The 23,915-nt window shown below is 37.1% G+C and carries 16 protein-coding genes; 14 read left to right on the forward strand and 2 right to left on the reverse strand.

The genetic code is table 11. The features are described 5' to 3' along the window. The first annotated feature begins 8 nt into the window (after nt 1-8). From IPL24_07895 to IPL24_07950, 12 genes are all read left to right on the forward strand, one after another. Nucleotides 9-1,280, forward strand: a complete 1,272-nt coding sequence (locus IPL24_07895; protein ID MBK8363602.1) for an acetyl-CoA hydrolase/transferase family protein — start codon at nt 9-11, stop codon at nt 1,278-1,280. A gap of 172 nt (nt 1,281-1,452) precedes the next feature. Continuing rightward, nucleotides 1,453-2,205 (forward strand): ABC transporter permease, encoded by a 753-nt coding sequence (locus IPL24_07900; protein MBK8363603.1) that lies wholly within the window; start codon nt 1,453-1,455, stop codon nt 2,203-2,205. Continuing rightward, nucleotides 2,205-2,978: an ATP-binding cassette domain-containing protein gene (locus IPL24_07905; GenBank protein ID MBK8363604.1), complete on the forward strand. Its 774-nt coding sequence runs from the start codon at nt 2,205-2,207 to the stop codon at nt 2,976-2,978. Before IPL24_07900 ends, IPL24_07905 begins: the two co-directional genes overlap by 1 nt. Nucleotides 2,979-2,980: 2 nt before the next feature. Continuing rightward, nucleotides 2,981-3,952: an MCE family protein gene (locus tag IPL24_07910; protein MBK8363605.1), complete on the forward strand. Its 972-nt coding sequence runs from the start codon at nt 2,981-2,983 to the stop codon at nt 3,950-3,952. 425 nt (nt 3,953-4,377) lie between these two features. Continuing rightward, entirely contained in the window at nt 4,378-5,055 is a 678-nt protein-coding gene (locus tag IPL24_07915; protein ID MBK8363606.1) for a response regulator transcription factor, read from the forward strand. Beyond that, nucleotides 5,052-6,302 carry a hypothetical protein gene (locus tag IPL24_07920; protein MBK8363607.1) on the forward strand — a complete coding sequence of 417 codons (1,251 nt, stop codon included), beginning with the start codon at nt 5,052-5,054 and terminating at the stop codon, nt 6,300-6,302. The genes IPL24_07915 and IPL24_07920 overlap by 4 nt, the downstream gene beginning before the upstream one ends. 80 nt (nt 6,303-6,382) lie before the next feature. After that, entirely contained in the window at nt 6,383-7,621 is a 1,239-nt protein-coding gene (locus IPL24_07925; protein MBK8363608.1) for an SdiA-regulated domain-containing protein, read from the forward strand. A 17-nt stretch (nt 7,622-7,638) separates the two neighbouring features. Further along, complete coding sequence (locus IPL24_07930; protein ID MBK8363609.1) at nt 7,639-8,076, forward strand: hypothetical protein; 438 nt, start codon at nt 7,639-7,641, stop codon at nt 8,074-8,076. After that, a complete protein-coding gene (locus IPL24_07935) occupies nt 8,076-8,636 on the forward strand; it encodes a hypothetical protein (protein MBK8363610.1) in 561 nt (186 codons plus the stop codon). Before IPL24_07930 ends, IPL24_07935 begins: the two co-directional genes overlap by 1 nt. Nucleotides 8,637-8,649: 13 nt before the next feature. Beyond that, nucleotides 8,650-9,324 carry a DUF2490 domain-containing protein gene (locus IPL24_07940; protein ID MBK8363611.1) on the forward strand — a complete coding sequence of 225 codons (675 nt, stop codon included), beginning with the start codon at nt 8,650-8,652 and terminating at the stop codon, nt 9,322-9,324. A gap of 135 nt (nt 9,325-9,459) precedes the next feature. Continuing rightward, nucleotides 9,460-10,839, forward strand: coding sequence for an insulinase family protein (locus tag IPL24_07945; protein ID MBK8363612.1), 1,380 nt, complete (start codon nt 9,460-9,462; stop codon nt 10,837-10,839). A 27-nt stretch (nt 10,840-10,866) separates the two neighbouring features. Continuing rightward, a complete protein-coding gene (locus tag IPL24_07950) occupies nt 10,867-12,207 on the forward strand; it encodes an insulinase family protein (GenBank protein MBK8363613.1) in 1,341 nt (446 codons plus the stop codon). A gap of 231 nt (nt 12,208-12,438) precedes the next feature. Here IPL24_07950 and arsB read toward each other — a convergent pair whose 3' ends face one another. Together arsB and IPL24_07960 are read right to left on the reverse strand one after the other, a co-directional pair. Continuing rightward, nucleotides 12,439-13,473, reverse strand: a complete 1,035-nt coding sequence (arsB, locus tag IPL24_07955; protein MBK8363614.1) for an ACR3 family arsenite efflux transporter — start codon at nt 13,471-13,473, stop codon at nt 12,439-12,441. A 72-nt stretch (nt 13,474-13,545) separates the two neighbouring features. Next, a complete protein-coding gene (locus tag IPL24_07960; protein MBK8363615.1) occupies nt 13,546-13,842 on the reverse strand; it encodes a winged helix-turn-helix transcriptional regulator in 297 nt (98 codons plus the stop codon). Between the two features lie 210 nt (nt 13,843-14,052). On the opposite strand from IPL24_07960, the gene IPL24_07965 reads away from it, so the two are divergent. Then, entirely contained in the window at nt 14,053-15,078 is a 1,026-nt protein-coding gene (locus tag IPL24_07965; GenBank protein ID MBK8363616.1) for an Omp28-related outer membrane protein, read from the forward strand. A gap of 135 nt (nt 15,079-15,213) precedes the next feature. Next, nucleotides 15,214-23,895, forward strand: coding sequence for a cyclic beta 1-2 glucan synthetase (locus IPL24_07970; GenBank protein MBK8363617.1), 8,682 nt, complete (start codon nt 15,214-15,216; stop codon nt 23,893-23,895). The last annotated feature ends 20 nt before the right edge of the window (nt 23,896-23,915 follow it).

Raw genomic sequence — 23,915 nt, forward strand, 5'->3', positions numbered from 1 at the left:
ATATATTTATGATCAATTATCAATCAGCTGAAGATGCTATCAGATTAATCAAAAACAATGAAAGAGTTTTTGTACATGGTGGAGCAGCAACTCCAAACTTATTGATAGATACTCTGGCTTTGAATACCGGAAATTTATCGGGCATTGAATTTGTTCATATTCATACAGAAGGCGAAACAAATTATTCGAATCCCGGATTCAGGAATTCGTTTCATACAAACAGTTTTTTCATTGGTGCAAACCTACGTCCCTTCGTCAACAGTTCAAATGTACAGTATGTTCCCGTTTTTCTCAGCGAAATTCCGTCCTTGTTCCGTAAAGGTGTAATGCCTCTCGATACTGCTCTCATTCAAGTCTCTCCACCTGATCAACATGGTTATTGCTCATTAGGTGTATCAGTTGATATTGCTAAAGCAGCAACGGATGTTGCTTTAAAAATTATTGCTCTGGTCAATCCTAAGATGCCACGTTCACATGGCGACGGACAAATACATATAAGTAAAATCGCGGCTGCCGTTTTTCACGAGCATGATCTTTATGAATTAAAACAATCTCATCTTAGTGAAACTGAATTAGCAATTGGGAAAAATATTGCAGAAATAATTGAGGATGGTGCAACTTTGCAAATGGGTATTGGAGGAATTCCTAATGCAGTACTTCAATGTTTAAATAATCATAAAGATCTTGGTATCCATACTGAAATGTTTTCTGATGGTATTCTGCCTTTGGTAGAAAAGGGTGTTATCAATGGCCGGTTGAAAAAGAAACATACCGGTAAAATTGTAAGTGCCTTTGCAATGGGTACACGTAAATTGTATGACTTTATAAATGATAATCCGATGGTTGCTATGCTTGATGTATCATATGTAAATGATACGTCTGTGATCCGTAAGAATGATAAAATGACGGCAATCAATAGTGCAGTTGAGATCGATCTGAGTGGACAAGTTTGTTCAGATTCTATCGGTAACAGAATTATAAGTGGAGTGGGTGGACAGATGGATTTTATCAGAGGTGCTTCTTTAAGTGAAGGCGGAAAACCAATCATCGCAATTTCATCTGTTACCTCCAAAGGGGAATCTAAAATAGTACCTTTTCTTAAGCAGGGAGCAGGAGTTGTTACAACCAGAGCGCATGTTCATTTCGTTGCTACAGAATTCGGAATTGTAGATCTGTATGGGAAAAATCTGGCACAAAGAGCAAAAGCACTTATTTCAATTGCCCATCCTGATCATCGTGAAGAACTTTCAAAAAAAGCATATGAATTTTACGGTGGCTGAAAAAAATCTACTTTTATCCACTTTTTACTCTGATAAACGTCATATTTCCTGTTGATTCATTTCATATTCAACATATTAAAAATACGATTATGTTTGTATGATGAATGTCATTCAGCCAAAATACAACCCGCAACCCCCTAAGGTTACTATCTTCGATCGCTTGCCAAAAAGCATGGTCGATTTTCTTAGTGAAGCCGGGGCTATTTCAAGATTTGCAGGCAAGTTTTTTAAGCAAGCATTCAGAGCACCTTTTGAATCAAAAGAATTGTTCAGACAATCTTTTGAAATCGGTTATCGGTCTTTATCACTTGTCGCTATAACTTCATTTATTATCGGTTTGGTACTCACTCTTCAATCCAGACCCACTCTTGTTGAGTTCGGAGCTGAAGCATGGCTTCCTTCAATGGTAGGTATTAGTATCATCAGAGAGATTGGTCCCGTTGTGATAGCGTTAATTTGTGCTGGAAAAATTGGTTCCGGTATCGGTGCAGAACTTGGTTCAATGAAAGTCACTGAGCAGATCGATGCAATGGAAGTTAGTGGTACAAATCCTTTTAAGTATATTGTTGTTACTCGAATATTGAGTACAACATTAACGATACCAATTCTGATTATTATCGGAGATGCTGTTGCATTGTATGGCTCTTATCTGGCCATTAATATTCGGGGTTCTGTAAGCCTCACTTTCTTTTTTAAACAGGTTTTTGACAGTCTGGCATTCAGCGATATTATTCCTGCATTTGTAAAATCTTTCTTTTTCGGATTTGCAATTGGACTTATCGGTTGTTATAAGGGCTATAACTCAAATAAAGGAACTGAAGGTGTTGGAAGATCAGCGAATTCATCAGTTGTCATTGCTTCTTTACTGGTATTCCTTATTGACCTTGTTGCTGTACAAATAACAGAATTCTTCGGATTTTTATAATGGAACAAGCAAAACAGATATCTAATAAAACCTCCGAAGGATATGGTGAACCGGTGATCGAAGTTTCCGGACTCTATAAATCATTTGGAAATAATCATGTACTCACTGATTACAATCTCACTGTCAAACGTGGTGAAAGTGTAGCTGTTTTAGGAAAATCCGGATGTGGAAAATCTGTTCTTATAAAATGTATAATTGGCCTCCTTCCGTATGATGCAGGGTCTGTTAAAGTATTCAATAAGGAGATCTCAAGTCTTACACAACATGAGTTGGATGAATTACGCGCAAGAATAGGATTCGTTTTCCAGAGTAGCGCACTCTATGATAGCATGACTGTAAGAGAGAATCTTGAATTCGCACTCAGAAGACATGGAAAGCATAAGTCAAAGGATGAAGTTCTAAGCTTAGTGAAAGAAACACTTAACGATGTTGGCCTGGCAAATGCAATTGATCTGATGCCATCAGAACTTTCCGGAGGAATGAGAAAACGTATCGGCCTTGCCAGATCATTGATCCTCCATCCTGAGATCATGTTGTATGATGAACCAACTACAGGATTGGATCCGATAACTTCCGGCGAGATCATCAACCTTATGTTGAATGTTCAGAAAAAATACAATACTTCTGCAATAATTATTTCGCATGATATGCACTGTGCTCGTCTGACAGCAAACCGGCTTTCAGTAATTGTAAATGGTGTAAATTATAAACAGGGAACATTTGAAGAAGTGAAAAATTTCAATGATCCTCAAACCCATCCTTTTTTTGAATAGCTATGAACAAAGAGATCTATAGAAACATCCGACTTGGAGTTTTCGTAATTGCAGGAGCGGCATTGCTTATTTTTGGATTATATTCCATCGGAAAAAGCAAAAGTATGTTCGGTAAGACATTCATACTTTCTTGTGAGTTTTCTGATGTCAACGGCCTTGCTGTAGGAAATAATGTGAGGTATTCAGGAATTGATGTAGGAACAGTCGATAAAATAGAGTTCGCAAATGATTCAACAATTAAAGTGGATATGCTGATCGATGATAACTTTAAAAAGTATATCCGTGCAAATTCAATTGCATCTATTGGTACCGATGGCTTGATGGGAAATAAACTTGTCAGTATTGCTCCGGGAAGTTCTGATGTACCTTTGGTCGAAAATCTAAGTGTGATCCGTTCTATCAAAATTGTAAATACAGAGGAGATGCTGCGAACTCTGGATAACACAAATAATAATATTTCTACGATTACTAAAAACCTGAAAGAAATTACTGACAACGTAAACAGAAGCCGCGGTACATTGTATACAATATTAATGGATACAATGCTTGCAGGTGATGTTGAAAAAACTTTGCGGAATATTCAATATGTCAGCCGGAATTTAGTCGAAACCTCAGGTCAGCTTTCGGATATTACGAAAGATGCCAATTCGGGAAAAGGTGTCTTTGGTGTCATGCTTAATGATTCAGTTCTGTCAAATGATCTGCGGCAAGCAATTTTAAATATAAAGAATGGAAGTGAAAAATTTTCTCAGATCACAAACGATGTCACTCTTATAACAGATCAGATCAATAATGGTAAAGGTGTAATGAATAGTTTGCTGGCAGATTCATTAATGACAAAGGACTTGCGGAAAGCCTTGAGTAATATTGAATCCGCTTCCAAAAAGCTGGATGAAGACCTCGAAGGATTAAAACACAGCATCTTTCTGCGTTCTTATTTCAGGAAAAAAGAACAGCAAAAGAATGATAAATGATATTTTTTTAATTCTGTCCGATATAAATATTTTCATTTGAATGTAATTTCCCGAATTCAAACCGTTACTTTCAATTTTTCTTTTTTTGTTTGGCCAAAAAAAGAAACAAAAAAAGGCCACCACGCGCACCAAATCATTTGAAATCTTCGATTATTGGTTACATCCCTGATTCAACTTTTCAAATGATTTCGCGCAGCGCGTGGACTCCACGCACAATAGCTGCTTTATCTTTGATTAAAATAGATGTGTGTCAAAGACCTGTGGAGGCTTGCTAATAATTTGTTCTGCGAGCACTTGATTTAAGTTATATTTTTCAACTTAAATTACAGAGTTTGATATTTATCGGACAGTGGTGATTTTTTTAGTCAGTTACATGCCGAATAGTTAAATTTGTCGGATATTCTTTATTCTTATTTTTATTCATTATGAAAATCCTCATCGTTGAAGATGAACTCGAATTATTGAGTTCAATGAAAAATTACTTGTCTTTGGAAGGATTTGTCTGTGAAATTGCTCCTGATTACGAAACAGCAAGTCAACTGATTTCTACTTATCAATATGATTGTATTGTAATTGATATCACACTTCCTGATAAAAGCGGTTTACTTTTGATTGACGAGATAAAAATGATAAATACGGAAACGGGTATTATCATAGTTTCTGCTAAAAATTCCATCGATGACAGAGTATTAGGCCTGGCAAAGGGATCGGACGATTATCTCACTAAACCATTTCATCTTTCTGAATTAAATGCCCGATTAAAAGCATTGATCCGAAGAAAGTATTTCAAAGGTTCAGATCTTATAAATTGCGGATCTTTGCGAGTGGATATTGCGAGTAAAAAATTATTCGTCAACGAAGAGGAAATTATCCTGACTCAAAAAGAATATGAAATCCTGATCTATTTGATTTCCGGAAAAGAAAAGGTATTTACAAAGGAAGCAATAGCGGAACACCTATGGGGTGATAGTATCGATCAGGCTGATTCGTTTGGATTTATTTATACGCATATAAAAAACCTTCGAAGAAAGATCACCGATGCCGGTGGAGTTGATCCGGTAAACACTGTTTATGGTCTGGGGTATAAAATAGTATGCTCATGAAATTATTAAATCGTGTATCTGTATACTACCTTGTAATTTCGCTCTTCGTATTTTCATTCGGAGGACTATTTTTCTATTTTGTTTTCAAAGATGAAGTTTATGAAGAACTTGATGAACAATTACGCGATGAGAAAAGAGACCTTGAACGTATTCTTGCAAATTCTGATTCCCTTAATGTAAAATACAATGGTGTAAATTTTTTCATTGAATCAACACCGGCCCCTTCAGTTTTCAAAACCGAAAGAAAGGACACGAGTATGCTCCATGAATTTGAAGGAGAGCAACATTTCAGACAATGGCGGTTTAGTGTAAGCAAGGATGATAAGATCTATGCTGTCACATTGCGAAAGTCTTTAATAGATGTTGAAGATCTTGCGGAACAAATTGCTTTGGCCATGTTCTACGCTTATCTCGCTTTCATTTTTATATCTGTCATCCTGAATTATGTTATTTTAAATCGGATCTTCAATCCATTTTATAAAACACTTGCAGAGCTCCGGAAATATTCTCTCAATGCATTAGTTCCTTTACGCTTTTCAGAAAGCAATACGACTGAATTCAATCAATTGAATTCGGAATTGATGGAATTAAGTAATAGGATCATTTCTGATTATAAAAATATAAAAGAATTCAATCAGAATGCGTCACATGAAATTCAGACTCCTCTTGCCATTATCAAAAACAAACTAGAATTACTGATGCAAAGTAGTGAATTGAAAGAAGCCGACGCTGAATTGATTGTTTCTTCCTATGAAACTACTCACCGATTATCGAAATTGGTCCAATCGCTTTTGCTTCTTACAAAAATTGAGAACCATGAATTTGTTACAACAGAGAAAGTAAATCTATTCTTGACTACAAAGTTATTAGCCGAATCAATGCATGAGGAGCTTGAATTGAAAAACCTTAAAATTAGTATCAACTCTGATTCAGATTTCATTTGCACTATTCATCCCTATCTGGCAGAAATATTGATCAGAAATCTCTTGTCTAATGTATTACGTTATACTGAAGCAGATGGCGAAGTGAAAATTGTTTCTTCTGATCGGGAACTTTCAATATTAAATTCCGGTATTCCTTTTTCATTTGATCCTGAAATGATTTTCAGAAGATTCTTTTATGCAGGAAATTCTTCTGTTTCTCAAGGTATTGGTCTGTCTTTGGTAAAAAAGATCGCAAATGCTTTTGACCTGAAAATTGAATATTCGTACGATGCTGGCTTTCACAGATTTACATTGAAAAAATAGCTTCAAATTTGCTTCAAATTTGAAGGGTAGTTTTGCAGTCAATAATCAACAACATCCATGTTGTGTCAAAAAAACTGCGAATGAAATCAATATTCAAGATCTCTTTAATTTCTATTTTATGTTTTGGTGCTTTTAGCATTATAGCAGGAAATGTTTTGTCAATTGAACCTCCTTCTATTGTTTCTTCAAAACTGAAAGAACTTTATCCTGCTGCTTCTCTTGTTCAATGGGAACAGGAAAAAGAAAATTATGAAGCAGAATTCACAATTAATGGAAGAGAAGTGGAAGTCCTATTTTCACCATCAGGAATAGTTCTTTCTGAGGACAAGGAAGTATTGATATCGGAAATCCCTGATGCAGTAGTGAAGTCTTTCAATAAAGAGTATTCTAAATTCAAGATCACTCAGGCTTTTTTACTTTGGTCAAATGAACATGTCCAATATAAATTGATTGCATCGTCTGTAAAAGACAGAGTGCATCTTTGGATTGATGATTCCGGAACGATTGAATCCAGGAAGGTGTTTGTGAGGGAAAAGAAATCAATTGTAAAATCATCGTATGGAGGTGGGCTGTCCAGTATTATTACAAAATGGGATCTGCCTCCTGTTTTGAGAGAAGTCAGTGGAATTGCAATGCATGAAAATAATGTCGTTGCGTGTGTCCAGGATGAAATCGGAACGGTATTCTTTTATGATTTGGCAAAGAAGATGATTGTTGACTCAATTCAGTTTGGCGGTCCGGGCGACTTTGAAGGGATATCTATTGTAGGCGATGATATTTATGTTTTAAGAAGTGACGGCCAATTAACCTGTATCAGTAACTTTGAAACTACACGGAAGATCACTGTTCATTTCCTGAAATTGCCCCAGGGCTTTCAGAATTTTGAAGGCTTGTGTCTTGATCAAAAGAATAACAGATTGCTGATCGCGCCACGTTTGTTTGATTCAGCAAACAGGACAGTAAAAAATATTTATGCTTTCGATCTGGTGACAAAGCAGTTTTCCGGAAATCCGGTGTATTCAATTAAATTAAATGATCAGATCTTCAATTCAGTTGTTACCAAAAAAGAAGCTTTGATACCTTCTGAAATTTTTGTTCATCCGGTTTCAGGAAAGATCTATCTGACGGATGCACGAAATAAATACGTTTTGATTTCAGATTCAAATGGAAGTCCTGCTAAGCTCCTTCCGCTTGACCCAACATTGTTTGCAAAAACTGAAGGGATAACTATGGATTCTGAAGGAATGATCTATTTGTCGAATGAAGGTAAAACAGGACCGGCAACATTGATCAAAATTTCTCCGGATAAATTTGATTAATTATTTCAAGAAAAAATATGATAAAATTTAATTTCAGGATTCCCGTGCTTATTGCACTGGTGTCTGTTGCATTTTCTTCCTGTGAAAAAGAAGCAGGAGAAGGAGGAACTTCACGTATCTCAGGGAAAGTTTATCAGATACAATTTGATGCTTCATTCCAGACAGTTGTAGATACTGTTCCGGCAAGCGATGAAGATGTCTATATTATTTATGGTGCTGAAAGCAGCGCTTATGATGACGACTATAAATCCAGCTTCGATGGGAGTTTTAAATTTGAATTTCTTCAAAAAGGCAAATACAGACTTTTTGCCTATTCAGATGATTCTACCGGAGCATTTAATGGAAATCTAAATCCTGAGAGTCGCGATGTTCCATCGTTTGTTGATGTCGAAATTGGAAGTAATGGTGATGAAACAACCTCTCCGGTAATTTATATCCTTAAAAATAATCAATGATGAAAATTATTTTGTTGATCCTGTTATCACTGATGAGCACCTTTGTGAATGCTCAGAGCAAAAAGGATGTTATCAAGAATAAGATCAAAGCGATCAAGGTTGTTACAACGGTAATGAAACCGGATGGTCAGACGATTATCCCGGAAGTTTTTGAAAGATATGCGCCGAATGGTGAAGTCACAGAGAAAATAGAGTATGATAAGGAGGGAAAAGTTAAATCGCATGAAGCCTATGTTTTTAATAAGAAAGGTGACCTTATCGAAGAGAAAATATTTGATGAGAAGTCTGTCTTAAAAAAACGGAGAGTGTCGACCTATAATTCTGATGGAGTTAAGACAGAAGAAAATCGCTATGATGGAAATGGCAAACTCGTAGAAAGAGAGATGTACACTTATAATGCAAATGGTGACCGGACAATAGAACTAACTTTTAATGTTAAGGGAGAATTGATCCGTAAGGCTTTTATTATTTATGACAAAAGGGGATTGAAGGTAGAAAAGAAAACGATGGATCCGAAAGACAAGCTTCTGGATGTAAAGAAGTATACCTACGAATTCTGATTTCAATATTACTATGAATCGCAAACTCCCGTTTTATTTACTGGTATGTTTTATTGGTTTTAGTTTCACTGCTAATTCACTCGACCATGACCTGAGTTTCTGGACATCGGTTGCATTAAAACATAAGTTTACTACCAGATCATCTGTTGAAATTGCTTTTCAGGAAAGGCAAAATAGAAATTTGCTCACAAATGATTCATGGTTAGGTGAAGCCGGATTTGAATATAAGTTTTCGAAGGACTTCAGTGCTTCAATTAACTACAGATTCATTGCGAAAAATGAACTAAAATATTTTTCAAGCCGGCATCGTGGGTATGTTGATCTGAAGTATAAATTCAAATTCAGCAAAGTCACAGTTAATCTCCGTGAACGAATACAGTCACAAATAAAAGACGTATATTCAAGCGAAACAGGAAAAATTCCTGAATATGTTTCGCGGACAAAAGCGGTCTTTAAGTTTGATGTTGGAGAAAGGTATACCCCTTATGTCGCCACTGAAATGTATTTTCAGATCAGAGTTCCTAATTCAGAAGGTTATAACATCAATCGATTCAGGTATGAATGTGGATTTGATTATGAATTCAACCTGATTCATCAGTTGAATGCTTTTTTTATGTACCAGCAAAATCTGGAGGAAACTTTAAATGATGTGGTTTTTGGGGTAGGCTATACATACAATCTTCAGTAAGTTGTTCCATTAAACTCAAATTTTCATCAAATTTTCAAGCCTTTTTATCGTAACTGATATTCTTAAAGTTTGTTAAGATGACGTGCCATTCATAAACAAAATATAACTTGCTTTCGATAAAAAATCAGCCTGTTTATGAAACGACCTATCCGCTCATTACTTGCTGCATTGTTAATTGGATGTGCATTTCAATTATCAGCAGCAGAATCTACTCTTCCTTCCAATTTCTTTTCAAAGAAATTAAATAATGGCCTGGAAGTACTGGTTATTGAGGATGCTTCTGTCCCTTTAGCTACAATTGAAATTTGTGTCCGTAACGGAAGTTATACAGAACCGCCGGAGTACAATGGTCTTTCGCATTTGTATGAACATATGTTCTTCAAGGCAAATAAAGATTATCCTTCGCAAGAGCAATTTCTGGGACGAGTAAAAGAACTTGGAGTCGTATTCAATGGAACAACTTCTAACGAGCGAGTGAATTATTACGTTACTCTGGGAAATTATAACCTGAAACCGGGACTTGAATTTATCAACTCGGCAATTCGTTATCCGCTGTTCAGTCAGGAAGAAATGAAAAAGGAAAATGTTGTAGTTGATGGTGAATTCCAGAGAAATGAATCGAATCCGGTATTCTTTTTAGTGCAGGAACTTGGTTACAAAATGTGGGGTGATCACTTCTGTAGAAAAAATCCTATCGGCGACCACTTTATCATTCAGACAGCTACTCCTGAAAAGATGAAAGTGATTCAGAATAAATTTTATCATCCGAATAATTCACTGCTATGTATTGCCGGTGATGTAAACCACGATGAAGTTTTCGCAATGGCAGAATCTATCTTCGGGAGCTGGAAACCTACCACAACTGATATTTTCAAACGCTGGCCAATACCGGAAATGTATCCAATGGTGGGACAAAACAACTTTATTGTCGTAAATGAAAATGCCAAAGCTCCTTTCATTGCTGCCGGTATGCACGGACCCGATACAAGAAATGATATTAAATCAACTTATGCTGCAGATGTATTTTCATTTATACTTAGTCAGACAAATTCTAAATTGCAGAAAGCACTTGTTGAAGGCGGACTAGCATTTCAATTAAATGTCGGTTATCAGACTTGCAAATATACCGGCCCGATACAGATAATCGTTGTTCCTAATCCTGCTAAGATAAAAGAAGCAGTAAAGGTACTTCAGGATCATATGGCTATGTGGGATACTGATGATTACTTTACAGATGAGCAATTGGAAACTGCTAAGAGCCAATTAGAGATAGGTGAAGGTTTTGGAAAAGAAAAAACATCTGAATACATACATACAATTACATATTGGTGGTCTTCAGCGAGTGTTGATTATTACACTAATTATGTTTCAAATCTGAAAAAAGTTACCCGTCAGGATATTAAAGATTATGTCAGAAAATATATCAAAGGGCAACCTTCAGCATGGGGATTATTAATCAGCCCGGAAATGAAGACTGCTTTGAATGTAGATGAAACAATTTTTGATCAGAAATAATTTATTCTTAAGAAACAGGAAATTAAAATGAAAAAATTAAACTATATAATCACTCTTCTTTTTGTTGCAGTAGCGATTCAGTTATCTGCACAAAATGAAATTAAAAAACGTCCTGTTAAAAAACAGGATATGGGCGTTAAGGAAATGATGGTGGATGGAATTAAAGTGATCTATAAGCCTTCAACAAAGGACATCATCAGTATTGCACTTTATGTCAAGGGCGGTACTACAAATTATTCTAAAGAGCAGGAAGGAATAGAATCACTGACAATGGGAGTACTTGCTCAATCAGGTTCTGAGAAATATCCTCGGGATAAATTTCACTCTACTCTCGAAGCAATGGGAACAACTGTGAATGCCGGGAGCGGACAGGACAATAGTACAGTTACAATGAATTGTCTTAAGAGTAAATGGGATCAGTCATGGGACATCTTTGCTGATATGGTCATGCATCCTGCCTTTGACGATAATACTTTTAACAATAAAAAAGAAGAGGCTATTAACAACCTCAAACAAGCTGAAAGTGATCCGGATTCGCATATTGATGATCTGATCAATGTTGAAGTATATAAGGGAACGAACTATAATAAAATGGTTGCAGGTACTGAAGCTTCATTGACGAAATTAACTGTTAACGATCTGAAGAAATATTACAGCTCATTGGTTGCGAAAAATAAATTGTTTGTAGTAGTTGTAGGAAACCTTAGCGAAGAGGATATCAAAGCAAAGGTGAGTATGCTGAAAGGAATTCCGATGGGATCAGCTCCTGCAGTTGCTTCAACAGATAAACGCCCTGATTTTTCTTCTTCTTCTCTGTTTAAAGAAGACAGAAAACTTGCGACAAATTATATTAAAGGGATAATGGATTGTCCTGCTCCTGGTTCTGCAGACTATATGGCAATGAAAATTGCTATCCAGATCCTCAGCGATCGTTTATTTCTGGAGATCCGTACCAAAAGAAATTTATCGTATGCACCTTATTCATATGTTGCCGGACAAAAAAATCCATACAGCGCAATGTATGTTTCAACTACTGATCCCGGACAATCAGTTCAGGTGATGACAGATGAAGTTAAGAAGATCCGTAAAAATGGATTTGATGCGAAAGAGTTGACTGATAAAAAGGAGCAATACCTTACCAAGTACTATATGAATCTGGAAACTAACAGTGCATTAGCTGTAACGATTGGTGACAATGAAAATCTGAGTACCTGGAAAACTGCTACAAAGGTTTTAGATGAAGTACAGAAGTTGAAACTTGAGGATATTAATGCAGCCTTTAAAAAATATACAAAGTCTATCCGTTGGCTATATCTTGGTGATACTGCCAATCTTGATGAAAAAGTGTTTACTCAGATTTTGGAGTAGAGTTTAAGCTTAAAGGGGTTTCAGTTGTTTAAGGGGTTTAAAGCGTTTAAAGTGTACCATCACACCTTAAACCCTTTAAACCCTTTAAAAATTTCGTTATATTATCAGAAAGCCAACCTATTTAATATTTTTTTTTTTTTTTCTTTTTTCTTTTTCTTCTTTTTCTTTTTTTTTTTCACTTTTCACTTTTCACTTTTCACTTTTCACTTTTCACTTTTCACTTTTCACTTTTCACTTTTCACTTGCTCGATACTTCATCCCTAAAGCCGCCCTGACCAAAAGTATAAGAACAGGAACTTCCACCAATGGACCAATCACCCCAACAAAGGCTTGCGGAGAGTGAATTCCAAAAACAGCAATTGAAACTGCAATTGCAAGTTCGAAATTATTACCGGTTGCAGTAAATGCAACGGATGTATTTTTATCGTAAGGAACTTGCATCCATTTGCCAATGAAAAAACTAATGAAAAACATCAGGATAAAATAGATGATCAGAGGTACTGCAATTTTTAATACATCCATTGGTAATTGTAGAATTGCATCACCTTTCAAACTGAACATCAAAACAATTGTGAAGAGTAGTGCATATAATGTTATTGGAGAAATTTTTGGAATGAATCTGTAGTTGTACCAGTCTTTGCCTTTGTATTTTATCAGATAATGTCTGCTTAAAAAACCTGCAATGAATGGAATTCCCAGATATATGAAAACACTTTGTGCAACTTCATTCATCGAAATATTCATATTGAAACCATGAAGTCCAAACTTTTCGGGTAATACATTTATGAAGAGCCACGTGTAAAAACTATAAGTAAAGACCTGGAAAATGCTGTTCAATGCAACCAGTAATGCTGCATATTCCCTGCTACCGCCTGCAAGATCATTCCATACTATGACCATAGCAATGCATCTGGCAAGTCCTATGAGAATTAATCCGGTCATGTACTCAGGCTCGTCTTTCAGAAAAATTATTGCAAGTGCAAACATCAGCAATGGTCCGATGATCCAGTTAAGAACTAATGACAATGAAATTAGTTTCTTGTCCTGAAGAGCTTTCGGTAGAAGAGAGTAGTCCACTTTTGCCAATGGCGGATACATCATCAGAATTAACCCAATTGCTAAAGGAATGTTCGTTGCCCCAACAGAAAATGTATTCATTACATCAGAGATTCCCGGATAAATGTATCCTATTCCAACACCAAGAATCATTGCGAGAAAGATCCATAATGTCAGATATCTGTCGAGAAATTTTAATTTTGGTTGCATACGTTCTTTGTGTATTGTGGAAGGTTGTTTTTAAAACAGTTCGTAAATATACGAATAATCTTAAATTGACAACTAGTCAAAAAAACCAATCAAAAGACCTTTTGCCAAAGCCCAGTTTTCGCGATGGATACAATATTTCGTCTTCGGTGGAGTAATTTCACCTTCAATTAGACCGGAATCTTTTAAAACTTTTAAATGTTGAGAAAGCGTACTATTGGCTATAGGTAACTCACTTGCCATATCACCATGATAACAACTTGATTGTTTCAAAAGCAATTGAATGATAGCTACCCTTACAGGATGCGATAGTGCATTTGCAAACCTTGAGATCAGGAGCTCTTTATCTGAATAGGATTGGTGAGGTTTCAATTGATAAACGATTGTGTTCGTAAAGATACGAAGTAATATTCGTATTATGAATATCTTCTGATAGTATGGGAAAAATTATTACTTTTAGAGGTGAATCTTCATGTATAAAATAATAATTATAAAACCATTGTGATGAAGCACTCTATCTCCATTTGTGTTATTTTTTTCTGTTGTCTCTTCATAGCAAAGGCTCAGCCTGCAAAGAGAATTATGCTTGAAGAATTTACGGGCACCTGGTGCGGTGGTTGTCCTGAAGGTACTTTAAGAGGTGAAACGATCTACTCGTTATTTCCACAGGAATGTATTCAACTTGCATGGCATCGTCTGGATTCATTAACTATTCCTGAAAATTATAATTTCCAATTACGATTCGGTGTGAACAGCTATCCAACTGCTTTGTTCAACCGGAATAGAATACAGAATTATCCATATAATCCGTTTCAAACATTATGGTTAAGTAATTATTTTGATCAAGAGAGTATTCCTGCAATTGCTTCTGTTTCATTCAGCAATATGACAAGAAATGGTTCTTCTTATTCTGCTGATGTAAATGTTGAATTTTATTCTTTGCCGGAAAGCGGAATTCCAATGAAAATAAATATTTTACTGATTGAAGACAGTATTCCTGCAACAGGAATTTTAGAACAAACTAATTATTCGTCAAATGTTGAAAATGGAAACGATCCCCTTTTATACTGGAAACATAATTCTGTTGTGAGAAAAGCAGTAGGAGGAACATGGGGAATTGGTGGTGCAATTCCTTCGATGATTTCTTTGGGAACCATTTATACACAGACAATGAATTTTGTTACGCAGCCATCATGGAATACTTCCTTTATGCATGCTGTTGCTTATGTTGCATACGATCAGGATACTACGGAAAATCATTCGCAGATCCTGAATTCGGAAATTATTCATCTCGATAATTTTATTTCTACTGAAATCAGTCAGGCTTCTAACAGTTCGTTGTTATCAGTATTTCCAAATCCTATAGATTTCGGTCAGTCCCTCAGCATATCCTATGAATTGCAACATAGTTCTGAGATTGAAATCGCTATTTATAATGCAAATGGGGCTTTAGTTTCTCAGCCTCATAAAAGCTATGAAACAGCAGGAAGACATACTTTTCTCTGGTCTACTGACAGATTAATGCCTTTTCTTGCTAAAGGAAATTATTTTGTTGAAATTAATTCTCAATCAGGTGAATCGTTTGTTCAGAAATTTGTTATAGAATAACTTTCATCTTTTTCTCAAGAAACCAACAATTTCACTGTGAAAAGTTAATCAGATTTCAGGATTATCCTTGCGCATTTCAGGTAACTTTATAGCCGTTAAAGTTAAACTGACAGTTTTTCTGTCGTACACAGTATTATGAAGCAAATAAGTAGAACAGCTGAAGATATTTTAGCGCAAATGCGTACATATTTTCAGGAAAATGCCAATAAACGTATTTACACCAATGAAGAACCACTCCGGTCCGAACTTTTTACTTCCGGACAGATGGAGAAGTATGGAAAGACCCTTGCCGAAACCCATCGTTTAAGTTCTGAAAAAGGCAAAGACCTTGTATTACGTCGTTTGGCTGATAATGAAAAAACATTATTCGAAGTTCAGACATTGCTTACAGAAGATGAATCTGCGGATTCGCAGATCACTCCTGCAGGTGAATGGCTGGTCGATAATTTTTATCTGATCGAAGAACAGATCCGTACTGCGAAAAGACATTTACCAAAAGGCTATAGTGAGAACTTACCAAAGCTGGCGAACAAAAGAGCCGCCGGACTTACTCGCGTTTATGATATTGCTTTGCAGATCATTTCACATAGCGATGGCCGGATCGATATAGAAAGCCTTAGTAGTTTTTTAAGATCCTATCAATCGGTAGCAAAACTAAAATTAGGTGAACTTTGGGCAATACCGATCATGCTTCGTCTTGCATTGATAGAAAACCTGCGCCGTGTTTCTGCTAAGATTGCGATCGACAGAATTGACAGAAATCTTGCTGATCAATGGGCGAAACGACTTATTGAAACTGCTGAAAACGAACCGCGGGATCTTATCATTACAATTGCTGATATGACCCGTTCAAAACCACCGCTTGTGAGTCCGTTCATTGCTGAATTGACCCGACAGTTGAGTGGTAAAGGTCCCGGACTTGCACTTGCACTTTCCTGGATCGAACAACGTTTAACAGAAAATGGCTTGACAAGCATAGAATTGATCTCGTCTGAAAATCAAAAGCAGGCAGCAGATCAGGTCTCTGTAAAAAACAGCATTGACAGTTTGCGTTTGTTAAGTGCAATGGACTGGCGTGATTTTGTTGAAGTACACAGTGTAGTTGAACAAATACTCCGGAAGGATCCTGCAGGAGTTTATTCCAATATGGATTTTACAACGCGTGATCAGTTTCGTCACGTTGTTGAACATGTTGCCCAACGATCAAGGTTGTCAGAAGAAGAAGTTACTCAGATCGTTCTTAATCTTGCTAATGAAAGAGCTGCCAGTTATTCCAAAGACGACAGACAAGCACATGTTGGTTATTATCTGATCGGAAAAGGTCTCATGGAGACCAGACGTGCTGCGAAAATTCCGCAAACGTTTTTTAATAATTTCCGGTTTAAAGTTCGTCGACGTGCTTTATTTTTATACCTGTCATCGATCTTTCTTGCAACAACAGTTTTAACTGCCGGAGTATTTTATCTGATTCGTGATGAACAGATAGGCAAACTAATGATGTTGCTAATTCTTGGAATTTCGTTCATAAGTTTTAGTCAACTTGTGATTACTCTTATAAATTTCCTTTCGACGTTATTAGTCAAACCAAGACTATTGCCAAGAATGGATTTCTCAGAAGGTATACCTGAAGAATTTCATACGCTGGTGATCATTCCATCAATGTTAACTAATTCTAAAGACATTGATGAACTTGTAGAAGCTTTGGAAGTAAGGTATCTGGCAAATATGGATAAGAATTTGCAGTTCGGTTTACTGACCGATTTTACAGATGCAAAATCAGAAGTATTGCCAACTGATCAAAAGATGCTGGATCAGGTCAAGAGAGGAATTGAAGAACTGAATGTCAAATACGGATTCAGCGAAAATGAAATGTTCTTCTTATTTCATCGCCCAAGAAGATGGAACAATGATGAGAAGATCTGGATGGGTTATGAAAGAAAGCGTGGAAAACTTGCTGAGTTAAATGCTATTCTCCGTGGACAAGGCTATGATCGTTTTTCATTGATGGTCGGAAAAACCGATACTCTTCTTGATATAAAGTATGTTATCACTCTTGATGCAGATACACAGCTACCTCGCGGAGCAGCATGGAAACTTATCGCTTCGATGGCCCATCCGCTCAATCGTGCTTTATACAATGAAAGAAAACAGAGAGTAACTCAGGGATATGGAATTCTTCAACCACGGGTTGCAGTAAGTTTGCCTGATATTACAGCTTCTAACTTTGCAAAGTTACATGGCAATGAGCCGGGAATAGATCCGTATACAAGAGCATCTTCTGATGTATATCAGGATCTGTTTTTCGAAGGTTCGTTTATTGGAAAAGGAATTTATGATGTAGATATTTTTGAAAAAGCATTAGGTGGAAAATTCCCTGAGAACAGGATCTTAAGTCATGATCTTATTGAAGGTTGTTATACAAGGTCAGGTTTGATCAGTGATGTTCAACTCTTCGAAAAATATCCAACTACATACAGAGCGGATGTTAAAAGAAGAATGAGATGGATCCGTGGTGACTGGCAAATTGCAGCATTCTTTTCTCCTTTTGTTCCGAATGTAAAGCACCGTTGGAGAAGAAATACGCTTTCAGCTCTATCAAGATGGAAAATTTTCGATAACATAAGACGGAGTCTGGTGCCAATTGCTTTGACAATATTTATGTTGATTGCATGGCTTGTTCTGGATCATCCATTATTCTGGACTATCGTAATATCAAGTGTAATTGTTATGCCTGTTGTGATTTCATCAGTGTGGCAATTATTCAAACGACAGAAAGATATTGTTTTTACTCAGCATATTATTTTATTCAGTCTGAATGCAAGTGGAGTATTTGTACAAATAATTTTCACTCTGATCTGTTTGCCCTATGAAGCGTATTATACTTTAATTGCTATTCTCAGAACCACATGGAGAATGGTAATCTCTCATAAGAAACTTTTGGAATGGAATCCTTCCTCAGTTGAAGAACGAATGAACCCTGCCAGTCTTGCTGCTTCATTCAGTTCAATGTGGTTTGAACCTGCATTGGCTTTGGGAATATTTTATTTCCTGTTTTCTTCTGATCCAAACAGAATTGCTGTTGCAATTCCAATTTTACTATTATGGATGTCTGCACCTCTCGTGACATGGTGGATGAGCAGGCCTATTTCCAGACAATCTAGTGCTCTTTCAAACGATCAGATTTTATATTTGAGAGTACTATCGAGAAAGACCTGGGGATTTTTCGAGAAGTATGTGACAGAAGAAGATAATTGGTTACCACCTGATAATTTTCAGGAAAAGCCAACTCCTGTAATTGCACATAGAACATCGCCTACAAATATCGGATTGTATTTGTTATCAAATCTCACAGCAGTTGATTTCGGATATATGTCTGTCAGCAGGATGCTTGCAAGAACTCAGCACACATTTGATACTTTGAACATTTTACCGAAACACAATGGACATCTTTATAACTGGTATGATACAGTTTCGCTTGACCCATTGATTCCGAAGTATATTTCAACAGTTGATAATGGTAACCTTGTCGGACATTTACTTACTCTTCGTCAGGGCTTTCTTGAAATACTTGACCAGAAAACTTTTGATTCGAAAGTCTATGTAGGATTAAGAGATACATTATTAGTCTTGCTGGAAAGAATTGAAGCCGGTGATAAAGATAAGTTCAATGAATTCAGAGATGCTGTTGACAATGCTTCACAATCGGAAGAACTTTCTGTTTATGAGAACATGCTTCGCTTGAATGATCTTTCTGACAAATTGGAACAAGCGTTGTCGGGAATAAATTTTACAGGTAATCCTTATGGTGTATGGTGGAAAAAAATATTGTTAGATCAGATCTCAGGAATATTAGAGAACATGCAAGTATTGAAGCCATGGTATCTTCTGGAATCTGCACCTGAAAATTTAAAGAACCTGATCCAGATTAAAAACCCTTCACTTGTAGAAATTTCCAAGATCTCTATTTACTTGCCAAGAGAAATTAAAGGTAAGCGGGCAGAAGCTACTGCTGAAGAAAATGCATGGTTTGATACATTCCTGATTGCATTGGAAGAATCAGGAAATCTTGCTGATGCAAGAATTTCTATGATCGATGATCAGATCTTTGAATGTGATGAGCTATCAAATATTGAATGGGATTTTCTTTACGACAAATCAAAACAACTCTTTACAATCGGATATAAGCCTGACGAGTATCAACTCGATCCAAGCTTTTATGATCTACTTGCATCTGAAAGCAGACTTGCAACTTTCGTTGGGATTGCACAAGGAAAAATCCCTGAAGAGAGTTGGTTTGCATTAGGTCGATTAGTTTCTAATCCGGGGCGTAAGCCTGTATTGCTTTCATGGAGTGGTTCAATGTTCGAGTATTTAATGCCGTTACTTGTAATGCCTAATTATGAGAACACATTATTAGACAGGACTTATAAAACTTCCGTTGCAAGACAAATTGAATATGGTAACCAAAGAGGTGTGCCTTGGGGAAATTCTGAATCCGGTTATAATCTTACTGATGTAAATTCTAATTATCAGTATCATGCTTTTGGAACTCCCGGACTTGGATTGAAACGAGGCTTAGGCGAAGAATTGGTAATTGCTCCGTATGCAACTGCAATGGCATTGATGGTAGAACCTGAGAAGTCGTGTAAGAATCTTGAACTGATGACGAGTGAAGGATTTGAAGGTGACTTCGGATTTTATGAAGCGATTGATTACACTCCGGCGCGTTTGCCACGTGGACAAACAAATGCAATCATTTATTCTTACATGGCGCATCATCAGGGTATGAGTTTACTTTCATTCTCATATTTGCTTTTGAATCAGCCAATGCAAAGACGTTTTGAAGCTGAACCTCGTTTTAAAGCAAGTCTTTTACTTTTACAGGAAAGAATTCCTAAAGCAACTTCTTATTACGCACATACTGCACCTTCTACTGAAAAGAATTTTGCAAAAGACGGTTCAGCGGTACGTGTATTAAAAACGCCGAATACTCCGGTACCGGAAGTACAGTTATTGTCGAATGGAAGATATCATGTGATGGTAACTAATTCCGGTGGTGGATACAGCCGTTGGAAAGATCTTGCTGTTACAAGATGGCGTGAAGATGCTACTTGTGACAATTGGGGAAATTTCTGTTACATCAGAGATCTTGACAATGATGTTTTCTGGTCTGCAACTTTTCAACCTAGTTTACGCAAAGTAAAAAACTATGAGGTAGCATTCTCTCAAAGCCGTGCTGACTTCAGAGGTTCATTGAACCGTATCGAAACACATACCGAAATTGTAGTTTCGCCGGAAGATGATATTGAAATGCGAAGACTTAATCTTTCAAATCATTCAGATCAGGTCAGAACACTTGAGATCACAAGTTACTCTGAAGTTGTTTTGGCTTCTGCAGCTTCCGATGCAATGGCGCCTGCATACAGTAATTTATTTGTACAGACTGAAATACAGAAAGCAAATAATGCAATTATCTGTACACGTCGACCACGTTCTGTAAGTGAGCATCCGCCATACATGTTCCATATGATGTGTGCCGAAGGGGTACAAGTGGAACAGGTTTCTTATGAGACAAGCAGAAATAAATTTGTTGGTCGTGGGAATACTCCTGCCAATCCTTCTGCAATGCAAAATCGGGGTCCATTATCCGGAAGTGAAGGTTCGGTACTTGATCCTGTTGTTGCGATCAGATATAGAATTACTTTACGCCCAAGACAAATTGTTTCAATTGATTTTATTATTGGTATAGGTGATACTAAAGAAATTTGTCAGTCATTGATTGAAAAATATCAGGATCATCATCACAAAGACAGGATCTTTGAATTAGCATGGACGCATAATCAAGTTGTGCTGCGACACATCAATGCAACTGAAGCCGACACTCAACTCTATAGCAGATTAGCGAGCTCAGTAATTTTTGCTAACTCATTCCTTAGAGCAAATCCGGCAATACTTATTAAAAATCAACGAGGACAATCAGGACTCTGGGGCTATTCAATTTCCGGAGACCTTCCAATTGTACTTTTGAAAGTTGAGAACCAGGAAAATGTTCAATTGGTAAAGCAATTAATTCAAGCACATAATTACTGGCAGCTAAAAGGATTGAAAGTAGATCTTGTGATCTGGAATGAAGATCATGGCGGCTATCGTCAGTTGTTGCAAAATCAGATTCAGGCACTTATTGCTGCTGAAGTTGCAGATAAACCGGGAGGAATTTTTGTCAGAGCATCTGATCAGATCTCCAATGAAGACAGAATTTTATTCCAGACTGTTGCACGTGTTATTTTAAGTGACGAAGAAGGTACATTAGAAGAACATCTGGACCGTAAAGCTGCTGCTAAATTAAATATTCCGGCACTCGTTACAACTATTCCGCCTGATACTCAGAGTAGCGTCATCACTCAGCCGAAAGACCTTAAATTCTTCAATGGTCTCGGCGGTTTTTCTCAGGACGGAAGTGAATATATTATTTCTGTCAATAGTAAACTGAGAACTCCTGCACCATGGTCGAATGTAATTGCTAATCCTAAATTTGGAACTGTAGTTTCTGAAAGCGGCCAGGCTTATACATGGGCTGAAAATGCACATGAATATCGATTGACTCCATGGAATAATGATCCGATAAGTGATATTGGTGGTGAAGTATTTTATTTGCGTGATGAAGAGTCAGGCAGATTCTGGTCTACAACTCTTTTGCCTCGTCCGGGAAATTCGTCCTATACTGTTCGTCATGGAATGGGTTATAGCGTTTTTGAATATCAGGAAGATGGTATCCAGTCAGAAATGTGGGTGTATGTGGATATTGAAAGTGCAGTGAAATTTACTGTGCTGAAAATTAAAAATGCATCAGGCCGGCCACGTAAACTTTCTGCTACAGGATATACTGAATGGGTAATGGGAGATATGCGTCCGAAAAATGCAATGCACATTTTCAGTGAAATGGATTCTGTTACAGGTGCACTCATTGCTAAAAATCCATACAATACAGAATTCCCTGGTCGTGTAACTTTCTTTGATGTCGACGAGCGCAAGAAAACGTTTACGGCTGACAGAGCTGAATTCATAGGAAGAAATCAATCGCTGCAAAATCCTGATGCTATGAGTAAAGTTAAGCTATCAGGAAAATTAGGAGCTGGTTATGATCCATGTGCTGCTATTCAGATAAATTTCGAATTGGATGAAGGAGAAGAAAAAGAAATCATTTTCCGACTGGGAACAGGAACTGATATAAATGATGCTCTTAATCTTGTGAAGAATTTCAAAGGAAGTGATAAAGCTGCTACTGCTTTGCAAAAGGTTCGTGACTTCTGGAAGAAAACTCTTGAAGCAATGCAGGTTCAAACTCCTGATGATGCAACCAATATCATAGCCAACTATTGGATCACATATCAGACGTTGTCGTCTCGTTTATGGGGAAGAAGTGGTTACTATCAATCCGGTGGTGCATTCGGATTCAGAGATCAGTTGCAGGATGTGCTTTCATTATTGCACGCTCAACCTGAACTGGCCCGTGAACAAATTCTTCTTGCTGCATCACGTCAATTTAAAGAAGGCGATGTACAGCATTGGTGGCATCCACCTACAGGTCGTGGTGTCCGGACCCGTTGTTCTGACGATTTCCTTTGGTTGCCTTATGTGACTATCCGGTATATCAGACAAACGGGAGATGATAAGATCCTTGATGAAATGATCTCATATCTTGAAGGCCGTCATTTAAATCATGAAGAAGAGTCTTACTATGATCTTCCAATTCAATCAATGCAGAGAGCTTCGCTTTATGATCATTGTGTAAAAGCAATTCAATATGGATTCAGATATGGAGAGCATGGACTTCCATTAATCGGAAGTGGTGACTGGAACGATGGAATGGACCAGGTTGGTAAACATGGAAAAGGCGAAAGCGTCTGGCTTGGATTCTTTATCTACGATATCTGTATGAATTTTATTGAGGTCGCTGAACGTCATCAGGATTTAGGTTTTGCTGAACAGTGTAAAGATGAAGCTGAAAAATTAAAAGTCAACATTGAGAAGAATGCATGGGATGGCGAATGGTACCGTCGTGCCTACTTCGACGATGGAACTCCACTTGGATCTCATCTCAACGATGAATGTCAGATCGATTCACTTTCTCAAAGTTGGTCTGTTATTTCCGGTGTTGCAGATAAAACCCGTGCATTGACTGCCATGAATTCTGCTTATGCCAGATTAGTGAATAAGAAAGATAATATTATTTGTCTGTTAGATCCTGCATTTGATAAGTCTGTTACCAATCCGGGCTACATCAAAGGTTATGTAGCAGGTGTTCGTGAGAACGGCGGACAATATTCGCATGCTGCTATCTGGATGATCATTGCATTTACTAAGCTTGGAGATTCTGAAAAAGCATGGGAGTTATTTAAAATGATCAATCCGATAAATCATGGACGTACTCCTGAAGAGATTGCAACATACAAAGTCGAACCATATGTAATGGCCGGTGATGTCTATGCAGTGTCACCACATCAAGGTCATGGTGGCTGGACATGGTACACAGGTTCTGCAGGATGGATGAATCAATTGATCACAGATCATTTCTTCGGACTCAGAAAAGAAGGCGACAAACTTTCTTTTGTTCCATGTGTTCCTGCTGAATGGGGATCTTTTAAAATTCATTATCGATATAAATCATCCGTATACAATATTTCGTTTACTCAGGATAGCGGAGTAGGCGCAATGACAGTAAAGGAAAACAATATCGATTTTGAAAATAATAAGATCGCATTGGTGGATGACGGAGCGACGCATGAGGTGAAGATTGTTTTGTATAGAGGAAAATAAAAGAGGTCAAGTGTATTACT

It is taken from the genome of Bacteroidota bacterium (genome assembly GCA_016711505.1).
Classification (GTDB): domain Bacteria; phylum Bacteroidota; class Bacteroidia; order AKYH767-A; family 2013-40CM-41-45; genus JADKIH01.

Coding starts and splice junctions, on each gene's coding strand:
- IPL24_07895 (MBK8363602.1), top strand. CDS start 9: ATGATCAATTATCAATCAGCTGAAGATGCTATCAGATTAATCAAAAAC.
- IPL24_07900 (MBK8363603.1), top strand. CDS start 1,453: ATGGTCGATTTTCTTAGTGAAGCCGGGGCTATTTCAAGATTTGCAGGC.
- IPL24_07905 (MBK8363604.1), top strand. CDS start 2,205: ATGGAACAAGCAAAACAGATATCTAATAAAACCTCCGAAGGATATGGT.
- IPL24_07910 (MBK8363605.1), top strand. CDS start 2,981: ATGAACAAAGAGATCTATAGAAACATCCGACTTGGAGTTTTCGTAATT.
- IPL24_07915 (MBK8363606.1), top strand. CDS start 4,378: ATGAAAATCCTCATCGTTGAAGATGAACTCGAATTATTGAGTTCAATG.
- IPL24_07920 (MBK8363607.1), top strand. CDS start 5,052: ATGAAATTATTAAATCGTGTATCTGTATACTACCTTGTAATTTCGCTC.
- IPL24_07925 (MBK8363608.1), top strand. CDS start 6,383: ATGAAATCAATATTCAAGATCTCTTTAATTTCTATTTTATGTTTTGGT.
- IPL24_07930 (MBK8363609.1), top strand. CDS start 7,639: ATGATAAAATTTAATTTCAGGATTCCCGTGCTTATTGCACTGGTGTCT.
- IPL24_07935 (MBK8363610.1), top strand. CDS start 8,076: ATGAAAATTATTTTGTTGATCCTGTTATCACTGATGAGCACCTTTGTG.
- IPL24_07940 (MBK8363611.1), top strand. CDS start 8,650: ATGAATCGCAAACTCCCGTTTTATTTACTGGTATGTTTTATTGGTTTT.
- IPL24_07945 (MBK8363612.1), top strand. CDS start 9,460: ATGAAACGACCTATCCGCTCATTACTTGCTGCATTGTTAATTGGATGT.
- IPL24_07950 (MBK8363613.1), top strand. CDS start 10,867: ATGAAAAAATTAAACTATATAATCACTCTTCTTTTTGTTGCAGTAGCG.
- arsB (MBK8363614.1), bottom strand. CDS start 13,473: ATGCAACCAAAATTAAAATTTCTCGACAGATATCTGACATTATGGATC.
- IPL24_07965 (MBK8363616.1), top strand. CDS start 14,053: ATGCTTGAAGAATTTACGGGCACCTGGTGCGGTGGTTGTCCTGAAGGT.
- IPL24_07970 (MBK8363617.1), top strand. CDS start 15,214: ATGAAGCAAATAAGTAGAACAGCTGAAGATATTTTAGCGCAAATGCGT.